The organism is Paenibacillus vulneris (assembly GCF_039543185.1).
GTDB lineage: Bacteria > Bacillota > Bacilli > Paenibacillales > NBRC-103111 > Paenibacillus_S > Paenibacillus_S vulneris.
Genome location: NZ_BAABJG010000022.1, coordinates 186,230 through 205,141, shown reverse-complemented (window position 1 = coordinate 205,141; position 18,912 = coordinate 186,230). Strand labels below are relative to the sequence as shown.

Annotated in this window: 21 protein-coding genes; 15 read left to right on the top strand and 6 right to left on the bottom strand. The window is 48.4% G+C overall.

The window, feature by feature from the left end; genetic code table 11:
• The first annotated feature begins 39 nt into the window (after positions 1-39).
• The 9 genes from ABEA66_RS20780 to ABEA66_RS20740 all read left to right on the top strand — a co-directional run bounded on the left by ABEA66_RS20780 (position 40) and on the right by ABEA66_RS20740 (position 8,455).
• A complete protein-coding gene (locus ABEA66_RS20780; RefSeq protein ID WP_345590404.1) occupies positions 40-741 on the top strand; it encodes a lytic transglycosylase domain-containing protein in 702 nt (233 codons plus the stop codon).
• A gap of 91 nt (positions 742-832) precedes the next feature.
• Complete coding sequence (locus ABEA66_RS20775; protein ID WP_345590402.1) at positions 833-1,999, top strand: cysteine desulfurase family protein; 1,167 nt, start codon at positions 833-835, stop codon at positions 1,997-1,999.
• Between the two features lie 2 nt (positions 2,000-2,001).
• A complete protein-coding gene (gene thiI, locus ABEA66_RS20770; RefSeq protein WP_345590400.1) occupies positions 2,002-3,204 on the top strand; it encodes a tRNA uracil 4-sulfurtransferase ThiI in 1,203 nt (400 codons plus the stop codon).
• Between the two features lie 81 nt (positions 3,205-3,285).
• Positions 3,286-3,954 (top strand): TerC family protein, encoded by a 669-nt coding sequence (locus ABEA66_RS20765; protein WP_079910520.1) that lies wholly within the window; start codon positions 3,286-3,288, stop codon positions 3,952-3,954.
• A 196-nt stretch (positions 3,955-4,150) separates the two neighbouring features.
• A complete protein-coding gene (gene typA / locus ABEA66_RS20760) occupies positions 4,151-5,998 on the top strand; it encodes a translational GTPase TypA (protein ID WP_079910518.1) in 1,848 nt (615 codons plus the stop codon).
• A 374-nt stretch (positions 5,999-6,372) separates the two neighbouring features.
• A complete protein-coding gene (locus ABEA66_RS20755) occupies positions 6,373-6,657 on the top strand; it encodes a YlaH-like family protein (protein WP_079910517.1) in 285 nt (94 codons plus the stop codon).
• Between the two features lie 17 nt (positions 6,658-6,674).
• Positions 6,675-7,112 carry a hypothetical protein gene (locus tag ABEA66_RS20750; RefSeq protein WP_345590394.1) on the top strand — a complete coding sequence of 146 codons (438 nt, stop codon included), beginning with the start codon at positions 6,675-6,677 and terminating at the stop codon, positions 7,110-7,112.
• Between the two features lie 431 nt (positions 7,113-7,543).
• Positions 7,544-7,816 (top strand): hypothetical protein, encoded by a 273-nt coding sequence (locus ABEA66_RS20745; protein WP_079910515.1) that lies wholly within the window; start codon positions 7,544-7,546, stop codon positions 7,814-7,816.
• A 186-nt stretch (positions 7,817-8,002) separates the two neighbouring features.
• Positions 8,003-8,455: a pyridoxamine 5'-phosphate oxidase family protein gene (locus tag ABEA66_RS20740; RefSeq protein WP_345590391.1), complete on the top strand. Its 453-nt coding sequence runs from the start codon at positions 8,003-8,005 to the stop codon at positions 8,453-8,455.
• A 43-nt stretch (positions 8,456-8,498) separates the two neighbouring features.
• Here ABEA66_RS20740 and ABEA66_RS20735 read toward each other — a convergent pair whose 3' ends face one another.
• Positions 8,499-9,041 (bottom strand): YhcN/YlaJ family sporulation lipoprotein, encoded by a 543-nt coding sequence (locus ABEA66_RS20735; RefSeq protein WP_345590389.1) that lies wholly within the window; start codon positions 9,039-9,041, stop codon positions 8,499-8,501.
• 102 nt (positions 9,042-9,143) lie between these two features.
• Between ABEA66_RS20735 and ABEA66_RS20730 the strand changes: the two genes are divergently transcribed.
• Complete coding sequence (locus tag ABEA66_RS20730) at positions 9,144-10,475, top strand: PhoH family protein (RefSeq protein WP_079910512.1); 1,332 nt, start codon at positions 9,144-9,146, stop codon at positions 10,473-10,475.
• A 96-nt stretch (positions 10,476-10,571) separates the two neighbouring features.
• Here the strand turns inward: ABEA66_RS20730 and ABEA66_RS20725 are convergent, their stop codons facing one another.
• The 3 genes from ABEA66_RS20725 to ABEA66_RS20715 form a co-directional block, all read right to left on the bottom strand.
• Positions 10,572-11,075, bottom strand: coding sequence for a hypothetical protein (locus ABEA66_RS20725; RefSeq protein WP_345590384.1), 504 nt, complete (start codon positions 11,073-11,075; stop codon positions 10,572-10,574).
• Between the two features lie 32 nt (positions 11,076-11,107).
• On the bottom strand, positions 11,108-12,205 hold the full coding sequence (locus ABEA66_RS20720; RefSeq protein ID WP_345590382.1) for a hypothetical protein: 1,098 nt from the start codon (positions 12,203-12,205) through the stop codon (positions 11,108-11,110).
• Between the two features lie 115 nt (positions 12,206-12,320).
• Positions 12,321-13,286 (bottom strand): hypothetical protein, encoded by a 966-nt coding sequence (locus ABEA66_RS20715; RefSeq protein WP_345590380.1) that lies wholly within the window; start codon positions 13,284-13,286, stop codon positions 12,321-12,323.
• A 145-nt stretch (positions 13,287-13,431) separates the two neighbouring features.
• Here ABEA66_RS20715 and ABEA66_RS20710 point away from each other — a divergent pair, with 145 nt between their 5' ends.
• Positions 13,432-14,550, top strand: coding sequence for a class I SAM-dependent methyltransferase (locus ABEA66_RS20710; protein ID WP_345590378.1), 1,119 nt, complete (start codon positions 13,432-13,434; stop codon positions 14,548-14,550).
• A gap of 24 nt (positions 14,551-14,574) precedes the next feature.
• Here ABEA66_RS20710 and ABEA66_RS20705 read toward each other — a convergent pair whose 3' ends face one another.
• Positions 14,575-14,805, bottom strand: a complete 231-nt coding sequence (locus ABEA66_RS20705; RefSeq protein ID WP_079910507.1) for a DUF2626 domain-containing protein — start codon at positions 14,803-14,805, stop codon at positions 14,575-14,577.
• A gap of 338 nt (positions 14,806-15,143) precedes the next feature.
• Here ABEA66_RS20705 and ABEA66_RS20700 point away from each other — a divergent pair, with 338 nt between their 5' ends.
• From ABEA66_RS20700 to ABEA66_RS20690, 3 genes are all read left to right on the top strand, one after another.
• Positions 15,144-15,797 carry an RsfA family transcriptional regulator gene (locus tag ABEA66_RS20700; RefSeq protein WP_079910506.1) on the top strand — a complete coding sequence of 218 codons (654 nt, stop codon included), beginning with the start codon at positions 15,144-15,146 and terminating at the stop codon, positions 15,795-15,797.
• Between the two features lie 83 nt (positions 15,798-15,880).
• On the top strand, positions 15,881-16,873 hold the full coding sequence (locus ABEA66_RS20695) for a ketopantoate reductase family protein (RefSeq protein WP_345590375.1): 993 nt from the start codon (positions 15,881-15,883) through the stop codon (positions 16,871-16,873).
• On the top strand, positions 16,870-17,265 hold the full coding sequence (locus ABEA66_RS20690) for a DUF3397 domain-containing protein (protein ID WP_079910504.1): 396 nt from the start codon (positions 16,870-16,872) through the stop codon (positions 17,263-17,265). Before ABEA66_RS20695 ends, ABEA66_RS20690 begins: the two co-directional genes overlap by 4 nt.
• A 92-nt stretch (positions 17,266-17,357) precedes the next feature.
• Here ABEA66_RS20690 and ABEA66_RS20685 read toward each other — a convergent pair whose 3' ends face one another.
• Positions 17,358-17,720, bottom strand: coding sequence for a helix-turn-helix domain-containing protein (locus ABEA66_RS20685; RefSeq protein ID WP_079910503.1), 363 nt, complete (start codon positions 17,718-17,720; stop codon positions 17,358-17,360).
• 167 nt (positions 17,721-17,887) lie between these two features.
• Between ABEA66_RS20685 and ABEA66_RS20680 the strand changes: the two genes are divergently transcribed.
• Positions 17,888-18,877: an asparaginase gene (locus ABEA66_RS20680; RefSeq protein ID WP_079910502.1), complete on the top strand. Its 990-nt coding sequence runs from the start codon at positions 17,888-17,890 to the stop codon at positions 18,875-18,877.
• Positions 18,878-18,912: the final 35 nt, after the last annotated feature.

The following is an 18,912-nucleotide window of genomic DNA, read 5'->3' as shown; positions in this document are numbered from 1 at the left end:
ATAGGGGGTGAAACTGGGAATAGGGAGCATATAACAGAAATGAACATTGACCCTAGAACGATTAAGGAATTGCTTCAGCTTCAGATCTTAAGCAAATCAAGCTTGTTATCTTCGAGTGCGCAGACTGCGACGGAAGACGATACCAATTTCTCGGAAATCCTGAACAGTCTGTTATCCTCATCGGCATCGAGCTCCGATAGACCGTTGGCGGCAGCTGGGACGATCGCTTCTTCCGGTTCGTTGCAGCCTTTTCGGAACAGTTATGTTCCTGTTATGCCTTATGGGGCATATGCTTCCGTACAGAAGCCGGGCAGCATGAAATCAGCCGGAGATCTTGAAGCTTTAATAGAAAGTGCAAGCCGTAAGCACAGCGTTCAATCCAGCTTGGTCAAAGCGGTCATTGATACGGAATCCTCTTTTAATCCGCGGGCGGTTTCCGGAGCTGGAGCCAAAGGCTTAATGCAGCTTATGGATGGCACCAGCAGGGGATTAGGGGTAACGAACCCGTTTGATCCAGCCCAAAATATTAATGGCGGAACCCAGTATCTGGCCGGTTTGCTCCAGAAGTACAATGGGAACCGCGGTGTTGCACTAGCTGCTTATAATGCGGGTCCGGGACGAATAGACCGTTTAGGAATTACGAACGATCAAGAGCTGAAGTCCAAGATGCATTTATTGCCGAGCGAAACCCAAGCTTATGTAGGCAAGGTGCTGCGACTGCAGCGTGATTATGAAGCTTAACTGCGGCAATATACCAAGACCTACTGCAAGCGCCCTGTTCTTGGAAGGGGCTTAAGCTGGGTCTTATTTTTATGATAAGGAGGGATATGGCATGCTGTATTTGGATTATGCGGCGACGACGCCTCCTTATGACGAAGTCGTCGATACGATGGCTGAGATCATGAAGAAGTATTTCGGCAACCCTTCTTCCCTGCATCGCATCGGTATGGAGGCGGAGCAGCTGATCCGGCAATCCAGGGCCGTAATAGCCAAGTGCTTGAATGTGCTTCCTGACGAAATCCGCTTTACTTCCGGAGGAACGGAAAGCAACAATTTGGCTATTCAAGGGACTGTAAGCAAGTTCAGGCACCGCGGCAACCATATAATAACCAGCGTCATCGAGCATGCATCCGTCTACGAGACATTTCAGCAGCTAGAGCATCAAGGCTTCCGGGTTACCTATTTGCCCGTTGATGAGACCGGATGTGTCCGTATGGATCATTTGGAGCAGGCTTTGACGGACGATACGATTCTAGTCAGCATTATGGCCGTCAATAACGAGATGGGACGAATACAGCCGATTTCGGAAATAGGGGAGCTCTTAAGAAGCTATCCTAAAGCGGTCTTTCACGTTGACGCCGTTCAAGCGGTCGGCAAGCTGCCGATAGACCCGGTCAAACAGCGAATCGATCTGTTTTCTTGTTCTGCACATAAGCTTCGCGGCCCCAAGGGTATAGGGTTCCTCTATTGCCGGCAAGGACTGGAGCTTACACCTTTGCTTTGGGGAGGCGGACAGGAAGCGGGGATCCGGTCGGGAACGGAGAATGTTCCTGCCGTGGTCGGAATGGCTAAAGCCGTGCGGATCGCTTATGATCACCGCGAAACGTTTTTCGAGCATACCTCCAAACTGCGTGAAAGGTTTGTTTCGGCGATTCAAGCCATTCCGGAGCTTAAGCTGAGCGGATCCGAGCGCGCAGAGGATATGGCGCCCCATATCGTTCATTTTTCTTTTCCGGGTATGAAGTCGGAGGTTCTAGTTCATGCTTTAGAACAGCATCAGATCTATGTTTCGACCCGATCTGCATGCTCGTCGGGAGCTGAGCTGCCCAGCCGGGTGCTTCATGCTATGGGATATGACGATGCAAGAGCGGCGCATGGAATCCGGCTTAGCTACTCGCTGGACCAGAGGATGGAGGATGCGGAATTTTTTGGCCGGGCATTGCGTGAGGTTGTAGAAAAATTAAAGCCGACAATGACAACTCAGAGCAGACGGAGGTAGCTATGGCACCGGATTTGATAGTTCTCCGCCTCGGGGAACTTGTGTTAAAAGGAAAAAACAGGCACCGTTTTGAAAAAACGGTCTACGAGCAAATTAGAAAAAAGCTGCAGCCCTATGATCGCTTAACGTTTCAGCGCGATTTTGGAAGAGTATACATTACGCTAAATGGCGAGCCGTATGAGGAGATAGCTCTTCGCTTGAAAACAATACTGGGGCTGACTTCGTTCAGTCCAGTCTTTACGGCTCCTCTGGAGCTTGAAGCCGTTCAATCCGTCGCGTTAGAAGCTATGCTCAAGATCGGACGGGTGCCGGACAGCTTTAAAGTATCGGTAAGACGTGTGAATAAAAGCTTTCCGTATGATTCTCAAGAAATGAATCAACGGGTTAGCGCTGCTGTGCTGCGCGCTATACCTGGTCTCAAGGTCGATGTCCATCGTCCTGAAGTGGAGCTGAAGGTGGAGCTCCGAGAAGAGCGGGCGCTTATTTATTCCCAGGTAGAAGCTGGGGCAGGAGGGTTCCCGGTCGGTACGAACGGGAAGGCGATGCTCATGCTTTCGGGAGGCATAGACAGCCCGGTGGCCGGGTTCCTCGCGATGCGACAGGGCTTGAGGATCGAAGCGGTTCATTTTCACAGCTACCCTTATACCTCCGAGCGATCCCAGCAAAAAGTAAAGGATCTGGTCGGCAAGCTATCGGAATATGGAGGCGATATCAAGCTTCATCTCGTTCCCTTCACCGATCTGCAAACCCGGGTTCATCAGTCATATAACCAAAACCTTCTGATTACTATATTAAGACGGGCTATGTTTCGTATTACGGAGAAGCTTGCCGAAGCTAATGAGGCCATGGCTATCGTTACGGGAGAAAGCCTCGGGCAAGTGGCGAGCCAAACACTCGCCAGCATGAACGTAATCGGCAGAGCAGTGGACCTGCCAGTTATTCAGCCTTTGATTTGTATGGAGAAGCAGCAAATCATTGACATTGCGGAGACGATCGATACGTTTGCTATTTCGATCCAGCCTCATGAAGATTGCTGTACGCTCTTTCTTCCGCCGTCGCCGAGCACCAATCCGAATTTGCGGGTAGTTATGAGCATCGAGAAGCAAATGGCATGGCTGGAGGAGGAAATGGACCGCGCGGCGCAAATGACGGAAACCGTCTGGATTCATGCAGGGCAGGAGTCCAAATTCTCAAGCTTTTTCTAAATGATTGCGAAACGGGATGCCGAATGCAGCGTATGAAGTGGAATGGACTATATGGATAGCGAATTTGGAGGTTAGAAGCGCATGTTAGAATGGTTCCTGCTTTTCTTGCAGATTATGTTAATCAATATCGTATTAAGCGGCGATAACGCGGTTGTTATTGCTTTGGCCAGTAAAAATCTGCCGTTAAGTCAACGAAAAAAAGCGATCTGGTGGGGGGCTTTCGGGGCAATAGGCTTACGCCTTATTCTTACCGTTATAGCCGTTTACATATTGCAGGTGCCTTATCTGCAGGCGGCTGGCTCGCTCCTGCTGATCTGGATTGCCATCAAGCTGCTCATAGATGATGACGGTCATGCAAATGTGAAGGAAGCTTCCACACTTGGCAAAGCGGTTTGGACTATTATTGTTGCCGATTTCGTCATGAGTCTGGATAATGTGCTTGCTATTGCGGCAAAAGCCAATAACGACATCGCCGTTATTATTTTGGGTATCGGGTTGAGCGTTCCCATTATTATTTGGGGCAGCACATTGGTTATGAACCTGCTGACGAAGTTTCCTATTCTTGTCTTCCTTGGGGCTGGTATTCTCGGCTATACGGCCGGAGAGATGTTTGTGAAAGACAAATCGGTTTCCGACTTGCTGCTTTCAAACATTCCGCACTGGATTATCCCGGTTGCGGGCGTAATTATCGTTATCGGTGCCGGCGTCCTGAAAAAACTGTCGGGAAGACCGAAGCCGCACCATTCCTAACATGAATGTAAAAAGGATGTAAATGGCATGTTAATCTTGTCGTTTTGCCTTGCCTTTTTTACTATTTGCACGTATAATAAACGTAAATGTCAAGCGTCGGCGCTTATGTCCGACGCTTGTTTTGTGGAACGGGCCCCGGCTGCTCTAAACATAGAGCAAGGTAACAGGGTCAAATTTAGGAGAGGTAAGGGAAAACATGCATTCAAGAGATAAAATACGCAACATTGCGATTATTGCTCACGTCGATCATGGTAAAACGACTTTGGTAGACAAATTGCTTCAACAATCAGGTACATTCCGCGAACACGAGACGGTTCAAGAACGTGCGATGGACTCCAATGATTTGGAGAGAGAACGCGGTATTACGATTTTGGCGAAGAATACAGCGATCAATTATAAAGACTACCTTATTAACATCGTAGATACTCCAGGGCATGCCGACTTCGGCGGTGAAGTGGAACGTATTATGAAGATGGTTGACGGAGTTTTGCTGGTAGTCGATGCATTTGAAGGCACCATGCCGCAAACGAAATTCGTACTGCGCAAAGCTTTGGAACAAAACCTCACACCTATTGTTATCGTGAATAAAATTGACCGTCCTAACGCACGTCCGGCTGAAGTAGTCGATGAAGTGCTGGATCTGTTCATCGAGCTAGGAGCTAACGACGATCAATTGGATTTCCCGGTTGTTTATGCATCGGCTTTGATGGGGACCTCCAGTCTGGATTCCGATCCATCCAAGCAAGACGACAATATGCAGGCTATTTATGAGACTGTCGTCAGCCATATTCCGGCCCCTACAGAGAACGTGGAAGAACCGCTGCAATTTTTGGTGACCTTGATGGACTACAACGAGTACTTGGGACGTATTGCAATCGGACGTGTCAACCGTGGTGTTGTAAAGCAAGGACAACCGGTAGCGGTTATTAATCGTGACGGCGTTACGAAGCAGTCGCGGATCGAGAAGCTCTTCGGTTTCCAAGGTCTTAAGCGGATCGAGATTGAAGAAGCGGGAGCGGGGGATATTGTCGCTATCTCGGGGATTAAGGACATCAACATCGGAGAGACCATTGCAGATCCCGCTCATCCTGAGGCGCTGCCTGTATTGAAGATTGATGAGCCAACCCTGCAAATGACATTCCTTGTAAACAACAGTCCATTCGCAGGACGCGAAGGAAAATGGGTTACCTCCAGAAAGCTGCGCGAGCGTCTGTTCAAAGAGCTTGAGACCGATGTCAGCTTGCGCGTTGAGGAAACGGATAGCCCGGATGCTTTTATCGTATCGGGCCGCGGTGAGCTGCATCTTGGCATCTTGATCGAGAATATGCGCCGTGAAGGCTTCGAGCTTCAGGTATCCAAGCCGGAAGTTATTATCAAGGTCATTGACGGGCAAAAAATGGAGCCGTTGGAGCGTCTGATTATTGACGTGCCTGAAGAAAGCATGGGTGCGGTAATGGAAAGCCTCGGGACCCGCAAAGCCGAGATGGTTAACATGATCAATAACGGTAACGGCAATGTGCGTCTGGAATTCCTGATTCCTGCCCGCGGCTTGATCGGATACCGTACGTACTTCCTGACCTTGACTCGCGGTTACGGCATTATGAACCATGCGTTTGACAGCTACGGACCTTATTACGGTTCCGGAGTAGGCGGACGCCATGAAGGCGTGCTGGTATCCAGCGAGACAGGAACTTCGACCTTATATGGTATGCTGTCGGTTGAAGACCGCGGTATCCTGTTCTTAGAACCAGGCACTGAGGTGTACGAAGGCATGATCGTCGGCGAACATAATCGTGATACCGACATTATTGTTAACATCTGTAAAGAAAAGCAATTGACAAATATCCGCTCTGCCGGTAAGGACGATACGGTGAAAATGAAAACTCCTCGTATCTACTCGCTGGAACAAGCGCTGGAATATTTGAACGACGACGAGTATTGTGAAATTACTCCAAAGTCGATCCGTCTGCGCAAAAAAATATTGAACAAGAGCGAACGCGAGCGTGCTGAGAAGCACCGCAAGATGGCTGAAGCTAACGCTTAAATTTATGGGAGAAAGCTCTGATGATTCAGAGCTGAGTCTGTCGAGAAACCTAGTTTTGCGCGAACTTTGCTAAATATGGAGGTGGGGTATTCCTCGGAAGAGTTTACGTCCGCCTTTGAAACCCGTGAAAATACCACTAAATCTGATCCCTTTCACGGGTTTCAACAGCGGCTGGAGGGGCATACCCCACCGTAGTATATTAGCAATAGTTCAAGCCTTATAGGTTTCTCGACAATCTGAGCTCTGATGATTCAGAGCTTTCTTTTTACCAAATAAAGATCTTTTCAAAAGTGTTTATGCTTGCTTGCTGTCGTTTTTGGTCTTACCATTGTCCTAGATAGGGCGTATCTCACCTGAAGGAGGTTATATCATCAATGACCGAATGGTTTCGTGAGCATCCCGTTATTACATACTTGATTATCCTGGTATTAATCAGCTACGTGTACAACAAAGTATTCAAGGTACGCAGACTTCCCATTCTCAAAGAAGCGATCGTCTACCTGATGCTCGCTATCGGCGCCGGTATGCTGCTATTGTTCCAGCTTGGAGCACTTCCAATCGTGCTGTGCCTAGCCGTTGCTGTAGGCTTGATGTTTCTTGTCAGAATTCGTTATTTCATTGAAGGACGCACTAAAAAACAGCAGCCGGAAGAGCAGTAACGAAAGCGGGTGAACATGTGAAAAGCTATTGGCTGGCACCGTTGATGATGGATGGAGCTTCCTGCTTACTGTTACCCGAACGCTTTGAACTGGCTCCTGTAGAAAACAGAGAGCGTTTTCTTCAGCTGATGAAGTCTGTTCATCCGCGGCTGCTCGTGCCTTTTAAGTCCAACCTGCTGCTTAGTGAAGAAGCGGAGATCCGATGCGGAGTAGACGAGCTGCCGTTCCGGCTGGATTCAGGAGATCCTGTCTTGTTTACCCCCGACCGTCTGGAGCTTTCTCACTGTGCACATGCCTATATCGATAAGCGCCCTGCAGGAGCTGAGTTGGATGTCATGCTATCCCAGGCCGAGGAGCTGCTTGACCACGTGGGTGTGGACGAACCGATTCTGGAGTGGCTGCATAGAATGAAGAAATGGAATGCGCAGGGTTACACCATCCTGCTGCTTGTCTAGCTCAGGGCATACCTGCGGAAAGCCACTAGATTATGCTTACGAAGCCGGCTTTCCTGCGGAAAGCCCTAGGTAACGCTTACGAAGCAGGCTTTCCTGCGGAAAGCCCTAGGTAACGCTTACGAAGCAGGCTTTCCTGCGGAAAGCCCTTAGGTCACCGAGAAACCCGTCATATACAAAATGTGGAGGTGGCAGGTGAGGTATTCCCCGGAGGAGCAATAGCGTCCGCCTTTGTTCTCGGAAAATACCCGCTGACAACATATACAATCCATATTTTCCGAGAACAACAGCGGCCGGAGGGGAATATTTCACCGAGATACCATAGCATTTTGCAAATGGATAGGTTTCTCAACAGACTCAGGTTTGCAATGCAAAGCCCTCAGGATACGCTTACGAAGTAGGCTTTCCTGCGGAAAGCCCTTAGGAGGATGCCCATGAAACTAGAGGACGCGTTATTTAACTGGCTGCAAATGAAGATTGTATCCGAAGCTAGGCCCGACGACAAGGCAGCGGAGGAGACGAGGCTTTTTTTTGAAGAAATATTGCGGGAGGATCACGCCGTTTCGGAGCTTGAAACTCAAGATGACGAGGAACGGATTCACATCGTTTGCAAAGTTAACGGAGCTCCCAATAAGCTCTTCTTCGATAAGGATTATGCCGAACAGCTGCTCCATGACATTAATTCCAATCCTAAGTACAATCAATGACATATAAAAGGGACACACTCGATAAAATAAATTAATACCGTTTGAAAGGAGTGTCCCCCTATCATAGAGCTACATAACCGGTTCATCCTTGCAGCAGCTACGCCAGTCTGTGGTTGCCAAGCAGTACCTGTGTTATAATAAAGCCAGATATAGATCATTTTAACAATGGACACAGGAGGGGAAATCATGGCGGAAACGATCACTGTTCTCCCGCAGCAGCTAATTGATGCTATGCAGAAAGATACGTTCGCCCTGCTAAGTACCATTGATTTCGAATCGGGATCTCCCAGCATGAATGCCGTTTCCTGGCTTTATGCCAAAGATTCGGAAACGATTCGCTTTGCTATCGATCAGCGTTCGAGAATTGTAACGAACCTGCGGCAAAATGAATTGGTCAATGTAACCTACATTGGCGAAGGGTCCGTTCATGCCATTTACGGCAAAGCGCGTCAAGTAACCGAGACACTGGAGGGTGTGCCTTTCAAGCTGGCATGCTACGATATCGACATTACCGCGGTACGTGACGCGATGTTCTATGGCTCGCGGATTTCCGTCGCGCCCGAATTTGAAAAAACCTATGATAAGCGCGCAGCCGAGAAGCTGGATGCGCAAGTTTTTGATGCTATGAAAAAAGCCTAGAATGGTTATTCTAGGCTTTTTCCCCATATGATTTTTCTTCATCCTACATCTGTTTATTCGGCATTTGAGGCTCTGTACTCTGAGGAGGTGAAATCGGCTCTACTTCTCGGGGAACTTGCGGCATAATACGTCCGATAATCTCCGCCATTTCTTGTGCAAAACCACTTATCGGTTTGCCGTTAACAACGCTATCTCTGATTTTCCCGATTCTTGCGGCCAGATCCATATCGGCTGTTACAATGGCATCTACACCGTAAGGATCTTTCTTTAAAGCTTCCGCAACCGATAGCTTGATGGTTCCCACTTTGGAACGGTCCATTTCCGGAGGCAAATTGATCCCAACGACCGCCGTGTTTCCAAAAACGACGCATTTGGCGCCTTCGACCAGCGGCACGCTGGTGGCGATTTGCTCCAAACGTTCGGAGACGGCCCGGGAATCGACGATTTCTTTTTTCTGAGGTGCTGTTTGCTTCACTTGTACATGTCGATTCACATCATTAGTCGGGGAAGCTCCATTCTTAGGTGATTGGTTACAACCTACCAATACTGACAACAACACAACACAGTAGACAAACACTCTCATCATCGATCGTTCCTTTCTATCCCTTAATTGCTTTGGTTAGTTTGTCCTTACTAGTCGATTCCTATGTATAACGGCAACCAAACACCAGCCTGGGAGGGGACTCAAATGAGTAAAATTTTTGTATTGGATACCAATGTGCTTTTACAGGATCCTAACGCAATCTTTGCTTTTGAGGATAACGAGGTGGTCATTCCCGCCATTGTCTTGGAGGAGATCGATTCTAAGAAACGCAATGCGGATGAGCTGGGGCGCAATGCAAGACAAATCTCCCGGATGATGGACAGCTTGCGGTCCCAAGGCAGGTTATATGAGGGGATTGAGCTCCCCAATGGCGGTCAGCTGAAGGTAGAATTAAATCATCGCAGCTTTGCCAAGCTGCAGGAAGTATTCGCCGAAGGAACCAATGACAACCGGATTTTGGCAGTCGCTCTGAACTATCATCTGGAAGAGCAGGAGAAGGAGGACCCCAAGCCGGTTATAATGGTCAGCAAGGATACGCTGGTCCGGATCAAAGCGGATGTCCTCGGTTTAACCGCGCAGGATTATTTGTCGGACCGGATTGTGAATATGCCGGATATGTACATGGGGTATTTAACTATTCATGCCCATCCGTCGGTCATCGACGAGTTTTACACCTACCGGTATTTAAGCGTAAACTCTTTAAATCTGGCGTATCCGCTTCATCCGCATGAGTTTGTTATTTTGAGAGACGAGATGGGGACCTCCAAGTCGGCGCTTCTTAAGGTCAATTCGGATGGGAAGAAGCTGGAGCCGCTGTTTCTGAGCAACGATCCGATCTGGGGGATTGCCGCGCGCAATGCGCAGCAAAGAATGGCATTGGAGCTTCTGCTGAATGACGAAATCCCGATCGTCACGTTGACAGGCAAAGCGGGTACGGGGAAAACGCTGCTGACGCTGGCGGCCGGCTTGTTGAAAGTGGAGGACGAGAGGAAATACAAGAAATTGCTGATTGCCAGACCTGTAGTCCCTATGGGCAAGGATATCGGGTACCTCCCCGGGGAGAAGGAGGAGAAGCTGCGGCCCTGGATGCAGCCGATCTATGACAATCTGGAATTTTTATTCGATACGAAAAAACCGGGCGATATCGACAAAGTATTGGCCGGACTAGGCAGTATTCAAGTGGAAGCCTTGACCTATATTCGCGGGCGCTCCATACCGGGGCAATTTATCATCATAGATGAAGCGCAAAATTTATCCAAGCATGAGATCAAGACCATCGTGTCGAGGGTGGGAGAGGGCAGTAAAATCGTTCTCCTGGGCGATCCCGAGCAAATAGACCATCCGTACCTGGATGCCTCAAGCAACGGGCTTACGTACGTCGTAGAGCGGTTTAAAGGCCAACAGATCAGCGGACATATCACTCTGGAGCGCGGTGAGCGCTCACACCTGGCTCAGCTTGCGGCAGATTTGCTTTAACCTGTAACCCAATAAAGCGCAGTGTAAGGCTTCTTATGACAAGCCGTACTCTGCGCTTTTTTCATTGATAATGAAGATGTTGTGGGGCCCGTTTGCTTACGGATCCAGCTGAATGAAATTGACAGTGCAGCGGTACGCACGCGCGATCCCGCTCATCAGCTCGTCCGATTGGCAATCCGTTATGAAGAGGGTGTTCTTGCCATCTTCGCATACGGCTAACAAGTGCTCCTCCATCTGCTGCCGGGCAGGAGCAGGCTCCGCCAAAGGGTCCTCTGCTTCAAGGGTGAAGAGGCAGACGTTATCCTGATAGACATAGGCATGTCCCGAACGGCTGACAAAGCCGTAGTCGGTAAATGCAGGCTCAGGGGAGGCAGGCTCGGGGAGAAGCAGCAGATCCAGCTCATCAAAGGGGATTTTGTACTGCTTCATAATGCCGTAAGCATGCTCCCTGTCCCCGGGTGTGGAGAAGATAAGCAGCTCCTTGTCACGGTCAAACGGAGGCGACTTTTCAGCCAATGCTTTAATGATTTGTGCGTAAAAGCCCGGGAGCTTCCCTTCCGGCAGCTCCATGCTTAATCCATATTTCCGTATCGGTTTCATTCGAAGCTCCTTTCGGTTAGACAGACCTGTCCTTACAGCGCAAGCTTCAGCATAATGCTAAGCTTTCCTTCCTCCAGCCGAACATCGGTCACTTGCAGGAAAGAAGCGATGGCTTGCGGATAAATGCCAAAATCAAAGTCCTGAACCATAGATTCGATGGTCGACTGGGGCAGGTCGAAGCCGTTGAATTGCAGCTGCTCTAGATGAAATCGGATATATTTGCCCTTCAGCGTTTCTTTGGCCGCCAGCTCATATGATCCCTTGATCATAACCTCCATATCCTCTTGTTTCCCCTTGGCTATTACTTTTGAATCGGCAAACAGGAAATGTAAATTTTGAAATAAAGGATTTTTGGAGCGGAGGAAGGCATTAAGCTCTTCATCTGTAATTTGAAACGTATATTGAAAGCCGTTCATGATAAGATGATTGCTTTTGCCGCCATTCGTATCATTGATGATTTCGGGAAGCTGATTCATCGCTTGCGCCAGCGCACGGAAATAGGTTTTGAACAAAGGAACGCCCTTGTCCTGCCATTGTACGGTGAGCTTGGTAATTTCCTGTATGACCGCGGTAGAGGAAGCCTGCTTGGCCAATCCTTCGTCAAGCTGCTTTTGCAGCTGAACCTGCTGCTCTCTTTGGGCGATATAACGAGCCTTGGATTGCTCCAGGGCTGTCTGGGATTCAAGCAGCGAGGCGGTAAGCCTCTGCAGCTCCTTCTGGCTGTTCAAATACCGATGAAGCGTTTCGTGATCACTCATGATAATCATTTGCAAATATTCAAAGGTCGACAGGGCATCCTTGAAGGATTGGACGGAAAACAGCAGCATCCATAAGGAGTCGCGGTCCCCCATATAATAAGCACGGAGCACTTTGCCGGCATGCTGTCGGGTCTCTTGGGAACGGGCTTGCTGTTGGATGAGCTGCTGCCCCGTGCTGTCAATTTGCTGCTGAAGCTTTTTTTGCTGCTCCTCGATTCGGGCCAATTCCTGATCGATTTCATAGACGGTCAGCCCTTTTTGCAAAAGCTGTTTGGTTTCCTCATTGGGCGCCGCCAGAGCCGCCGAGGAATAAAAGGACAGGCAAAGACAAAGGGACAGCAGGATGCAGGCTGCTTGCGAAAAGTGCCTCATCGGCATAGGCTTCCTTTCTGGATCTAATCCATACTAGATTATCACAACTTTATGAGAAAAAGGATAAAAAAATACTTCTTCCCGAAAGAAGAAGTAGAATAATGCATCGCAAAATTTAAGGTTTAGCGGTATTCGCGGGCTTCACCAAGCGGAGCAGGTCCTCCAATGATTTGACCTTAGCCGGTGTTTCCATAGTAAACGCAGGATTGGTATTGATATCAGATATCGAATAAGTCCATAATACATGGTTTTCATTAGTGCTGTTCCCCGCGGTAAAGGTCAAATTCCACTGCTGCTCCCGGATAAATCCGTTTTGGTCCATAGACAGGGTAATCGTGCCGGGGGCTTTGATTTTCAGCTGGCCAAGGCTTGCAGACCAGGCCTTCATGGAAGCTTCGGATGCCAAACCGTTGGTTTTAACAATTTCGAGCAGGCCGGGAATGACCGATTTGCTCATGTATTCTGTGACAGCCTGCTCATTCTTCTTGTTAATATCCAGCGTAATGCGTTTGGCAGGTGTTCCGTCCGGCAAAGTGCCAGAGTCTTTGGGAGCCTGCAGCCATTCGGGATCTACGTCCTTAAACAGCTGCTGGGTGAGGCTCGCCGTCAATTGCCCGGTGTTTTTCAAAGGATCCTTACCAGCGTCAGAAGCTTGCTTGTTCTGAACAGGAAGCATCATATATTCGTCGGGCTTATTTAATGGTGGCATCTGGAAAAACAATTTGCTATCTTTAATGAGAACAGGAACGCTGATCGGTGAGCCTCCGGCGGGCGTTACCGTAAGATTCGTTTCCATACGGGCCGGCTCAAGCGCAGTAACCCCTTTGTAATCAATCTTGCTCTCCTTCATTAAGGAGAATAAAGATACGGTCAGCGGGTTGGCTTGTCCTAGCAGCGAAGAATCGGCATGCAGCTCGATAGCCCCTTCGAACTGATAGCTGGCAATGTCTTGCTGCTTGGTAACAGCTTGCAATAAATCCTGCTTCAGCTGCTTATGATCCGTACAGCCTGCGAGGATGATCATTGTGGACAACAGTAACAGTAAAGTAACAGAGATGAAATGCTTGCGGTAGGCTTGCAAAAGGGTGGCTCCTTCCAACTTGAATTCAAGAAACAGAAACAACCTTCATTATATCGACTATGGTTCATTTTGTCTTTAGTGATTAAGATGTATGTTTTTACTATGCTGTGAACATGGCACATGGCGACATGACAGGGGGATCAAAATGGCAGGGAATCAGGCGCTTATCGAAGTAATTAAACAACGGATCGGACAAAGTCCGGCAGGGGCTATCCGCTTTTACGACTATATGGAGCTGTGCTTATATCATCCGGAATACGGTTACTATATGAATGGGAAAAGCAAAATTGGACGTGACGGAGACTTTTATACCAGCTCTTCCATTGGTGGTTTGATGGGAGAGATACTGGCGCGCTATATTGCCTCTCAAACGAAAGAATTAGGCCCTGAGAGGCCCTTGAATATAGTGGAATGGGGCGGAGGTACCGGAAGACTTGCAAGGCTGTTATTGGACGAGCTGGAGCGTACAGCGCCGGACCTTTACCGCCGAGTCCGATATATTTGCGTAGAAAGAAGCCTGCACCACCGTATGCTTCAAGCGGAGGAATGTAAGGACCATATACGGCAGATCAGCTGGTTAAGCGAAGCGGAATGGATCGAAGGTGGCCCATGGACAGATACTATCGTCTTGTCTAATGAGCTTCCGGATGCGTTTGCCGTTCACCGCATGGAGTTCAGGAATGGAGAGCCGCACGAAATTTATGTGGAATGGGATGAACCATCCAGTGCTTTCCGTGAGAGATTAATGAGACTCGAGGACCCGGTGTTACTGCGTGTAATTGAACGCCAGCAGATCAGCTTTCTGGAAGGCCAGCGATGGGAAATCAATAGCGGCGCGGCCGCGTGGATGCGGAGCATCGGCAGTTCGCTAGGGAGCGGACAAGTGATTACGGTGGATTATGGAGATGAGACAAGGGAGCTGATTGCCCCTCATAGAATGAATGGCACCTTCATCTGCTACAGAAGTCATAGTGCCTCCGACGATCCCTATACGTATCCCGGCGAGCAGGATATGACGTCACACGTGGATTTTACGGCTTTGGCGGAGGCGGGAGAGACCGTCGGGCTCCGGGTACAAAGCTACATGACGCAGAAGCAATTTCTGGTGGAGAACGGAATTCTTGATTTGCTGCAGGATCATGCCTCAACAGATCCGTTCAGTCCTGTGGCTCGAAGGAACCGGGCGATCCGGCAGCTGCTGCTAAGCGATCAGATGAGCGAGCTGTTCAAGGTGCTGATTCAAAAAAAAGGTGAGCTGCCATAAGGCAGCTCACCTTTTTTTCCCTGACTAGATGGACATTTTGAAAAATGACCAATACGTAAAGCCGGTAAATGAAAGAATCATGTACCCCCAAAAAAGCAATATGTAGGTACGTTCGGATAGTTTCAAATACCCTAGCAGTACGAAGATTGCCGTTTGAGCAAAAAAGAGCAACGCCATCGGAATCATATCACCGGCTAACGCCATCAAACCAATGACCAGCGTCCAGAATCCAAGAACGCGAAACATGCGATCCATTCTGCTTCCCCCTTAGAGTTATGTAGAAAGTTCTGCCATTTTAGCATATTTTCTCACTTCGGCACTTTACTATTAGACATTATAACTGCTGCGTCAATGCCTGTAAACGTCCAATCGGTGACGAAATTAAAAACAATTTTATCGCTTGCATGCCTAGGTTACCCTAATCCGCACAAAAACATGTATGAGTCCATTAAAAAATGGCAATACAAAATAGTAGAAAAAGATTCTATGAACTCTACTATGGGCATAGAGATGAAGTAACGCAACATTCCACGTCTTACTTTCGATAGATGCATGGATGATTGATACCCAGGGGTTAGGAGGACTGCTTTTGTATGACAGCTATAAGACAAGATGCTTGGAGCGATGAAGATGATTTGATATTGGCGGAGGTGACACTGCGTCATATCCGCGAAGGAAGTACACAGCTAACCGCTTTTGAGGAAGTCGGCGAAAAAATAGGAAGAACGGCAGCGGCCTGCGGCTTTCGTTGGAATAGTTTCGTAAGGAAAAAATACGAGGCTGCTATTCAGATAGCTAAGTCGCAGCGGCAAAAGCGCAATCAGCAGAAAAAACATTCGGCTTACGCGGCTGTATCCAACAACACCGCTGTATTGGACCATGCTCATTCGGAGCAAGTGAAGCCCAGCGATGCGTTTGTGGAAGAGTCTATCTCTATCGATGCCGTCATACGTTTTTTGCGTCAATGGAAAGGCACTTATCAAGAAATGTCGCGGCATATTCGTCATCTCGAGAAAGAATTAAGCGAGAAACAGGATGAGCTGGACCGCCTGCGGAGCGAGAATGATATTTTGAATAAGCAGGTTAACGAAGTCGAGACCGATTATCGGGTCGTTAATGACGACTACAAAGCGCTCATACAAATTATGGATCGTGCCCGTAAGCTGGCATTTCTCGTAGAGGAGGAAGACGAGAACAAGCCGCGGTTCAAAATGGATGCTAACGGTAATCTGGAAAGAATAGAATAAGCATAGCCCTGCAGGCATTTGGCTTGCAGGGCTTTTGTTTGCTAATATGGAAGGAAAAGGTTTACCTGGGGGAGAGAAGCGAAATGAAAGTCAGAATCATAGGAGCGGGAGCGCTTGGAATGCTGTTTGCTGCCTCTCTCGCTCGATCGGGCGCCGTACATATCGAATTGGTTACGCATAGCCGTGAGCAAAGTGAGAGAGTTTCCGCAGAAGGGCTTCGCCTGCTAACCAAGAGCTCAGAATCAGGACAGCAAGACATTAGAGTCCGTCCTTTTGTGATCGCTGAGGAAGAGTTGATTAGCAGTCCAGACAGCCTTCCAGCTCCTGACTGGATCTTCTTGATGGTGAAGCAAACGGCGGTGACGGAACGGCTTGCCCGTACAATCGCAGATCAGATGAAGCCGGAGACCCGGCTGTTATGTTTTCAAAACGGGATCGGGCATACGGATATTTTAGCTCAATGCATACCTGAGAATCGGTTATGGCTGGCTGTAACAACAGAAGGGGCGCTCCGGCATCATTCCGTATGCGTAGAGCATACGGGGAGCGGGGAAACCTGGATCGGGCCGCTCATTAATGACGCAAGCCAGGACAGGCATTTGGAAAAAAATCTGCAAAAGATGTTCCAGGATGCAGGATTCAGTGTATCTTTGTCGAACAAAATCACTAGTAAAGTTTGGAATAAACTGTTGATGAATTCCGTTATTAACCCGTTGACGGCTATTCTGCAGGTACCCAATGGGATGCTGTTACAGTTGCCTGCCGCCCAAGGACTGATGCGCGCTTTATATGAAGAGGGCCTTGAGCTGGCGGCCCGGCTCGAGATTGAGCTGGCGGAAGATTTGTGGGAGCAGCTGTTGAAGGTGTGTGAGCGAACGGCAGCCAATCAATCCTCGATGCTTCAGGATATTCGGGCCCGCAGGCTCACGGAGCTGGACTCCATTACAGGAGGCCTGCTTGCCCAAGCGAAGCAAGCAGGTCTCACGCTGCCAACCCATCATACGGTATACCAATTGGTGAGGTCGATAGAACAGCAATGGGGAAAAAATATAGGCAAAGCAGGTGATCCGCTATGAACGGATTCTTGGATTGGTTGCAGACTGTGTATACTTTTTTGGCATTGGTTCCGTTTGTTTCCTTTATAGCTTCATGGGGGATTGTGTATGCAATATCCCGCGATAAGAAGAAAGCGACCTATGCAGCTATCGATGTTACGACCTTATTTTTGATTGGTTCCGTGTCGGTAATGACGCGGAGCTTATTCCAGTCTGGGCTCGGCCTCTGGCTGGTTGTTCTGTTGTTCTTAATTGCCGGGGGTCTGCTTGGCAATATGCAAAATCGGCTGAAAGGCAAAATCAATCCTGTCAAAATTGCGCGTACCTTGTTAAGGCTTGGATTTGTTGTATTGTCGGCATGCTACGTACTGCTTTTATTTATTGGCATAGGCAAGTATATAGCGGCAAGCTAAGGCCTTGCGAGACTACGGGGTTTTGGCTGTCAGCAAACGCGATGGAAGCTTATAACCTGATAATGAAGGGGGTGTCCTGGGTAACTTTATATTTATTTTTTCGCAGTTTCGTCCATTTCCCGCAAAACCCTGATAAAAGCAATGACATGCTTAATTTCCACAGAAGAAAGCGATTTCCCGTCAACGGTTAAAGTGACCTGATTCAGCTCCATCAACTCGATTGGTTCCTTCCTCTGCTTCTCCGGCTTGTCATTAGGGTCATCAACCCTGCCTAATAAATAATCCACTGAAGTTCCATAAAGATCTGCCAGCATCTTTGTAGCCTCGAGGGACGGTTCGCGATAACCTGACTCATAGCCTGCGTAGGTGCTCTTTGCAATTCCAAGCCGATCTGCAATATATTGCAACGACCACCGTTTACTTTTTCTCAGTTCGGTTAATCTATCTAAGAACATTGCCTTTATCCCCCTTATTCCAAATCCCATTATAACATCAGAAACTGGATACTCAAGACATAAGTTCGCGAATCGCGTAAATATCGCTTGATTTATCGTTTTTTGACGAATATAATAAGCAAGGAAAGTCGCAAAAAGCGTACGATTTGACTATCTGAGGTGCAACGATGAAAAAATTGCTTTTATTGGCAACCGGGGGAACTATTACCGCCGTCCAAGGCGAGGAAGGTTTGGCCCCTGGGATGGATGCTGAAGAGCTGGTCAGCTTTTTACAGGCGAAAGACCAGAGTGTTCAGTTGGAAAGCAAGCTGTTAATGAATATTGACAGTACGAATATGCAGCCTGAATCTTGGGTGGAAATTGCCAAGGCTGTGTATGAAAACTATCCGCACTACGACGGTTTTGTAATCACGCATGGGACCGACACGATGGCATATACTTCTGCGGCTCTGTCTTATATGCTGCAAAATCTTAGCAAACCGGTAGTTATTACAGGCTCTCAGATCCCTATCAATTACAAGAAAACGGATGCGAAAAAAAATGTAATGGACGCTATTCGATTCGCTTGTGAGGACACGGGCGGAGTGTTTCTTGTATTTGACGGCCGGGTAATCCGGGGAACACGGGCTGTGAAGATCAGAACGAAAAGTTACGATGCCTTTGAGAGCATCAACCATCCGTACGTGGCATACATTAACGAGTCCGAAATCAAGTACGTCAACGCCAAGCCGGCAAAGAGCAGCAGGAAGCTGAAGCTTGACGCATCGTTATGCCCGGACGTGTTTTTGTTAAAGCTTCTGCCGGGTACTAAGCCGGAATTGTTCAGTCAGTTGAAACCCCTTTATAAAGGCGTCATTATTGAGAGTTTTGGCAATGGGGGGATTCCTTTCCAAGGCAGGGACTTGCTGCCCAAGGTAAGAGAGTTAATCTCTTCGGGGATTGCCGTGGTTATATCCACTCAATGCTTGGAAGAGGGAGAAGATCTGAACTTGTATGAGGTCGGCCGTAAGGTCGCTCAAGATAAAATCATTTTATCCGGCGATATGAACACGGAAGCTATCGTTCCAAAATTGATGTGGGCATTAGGGAAAACGGACGATCTGGATGAGGTAAAGAACATTATGGAGAAGCCCATCAATCACGATACCTCGCTGTAGTGTTCGCGGATTGCGAATCCAATGGAGGATACCTA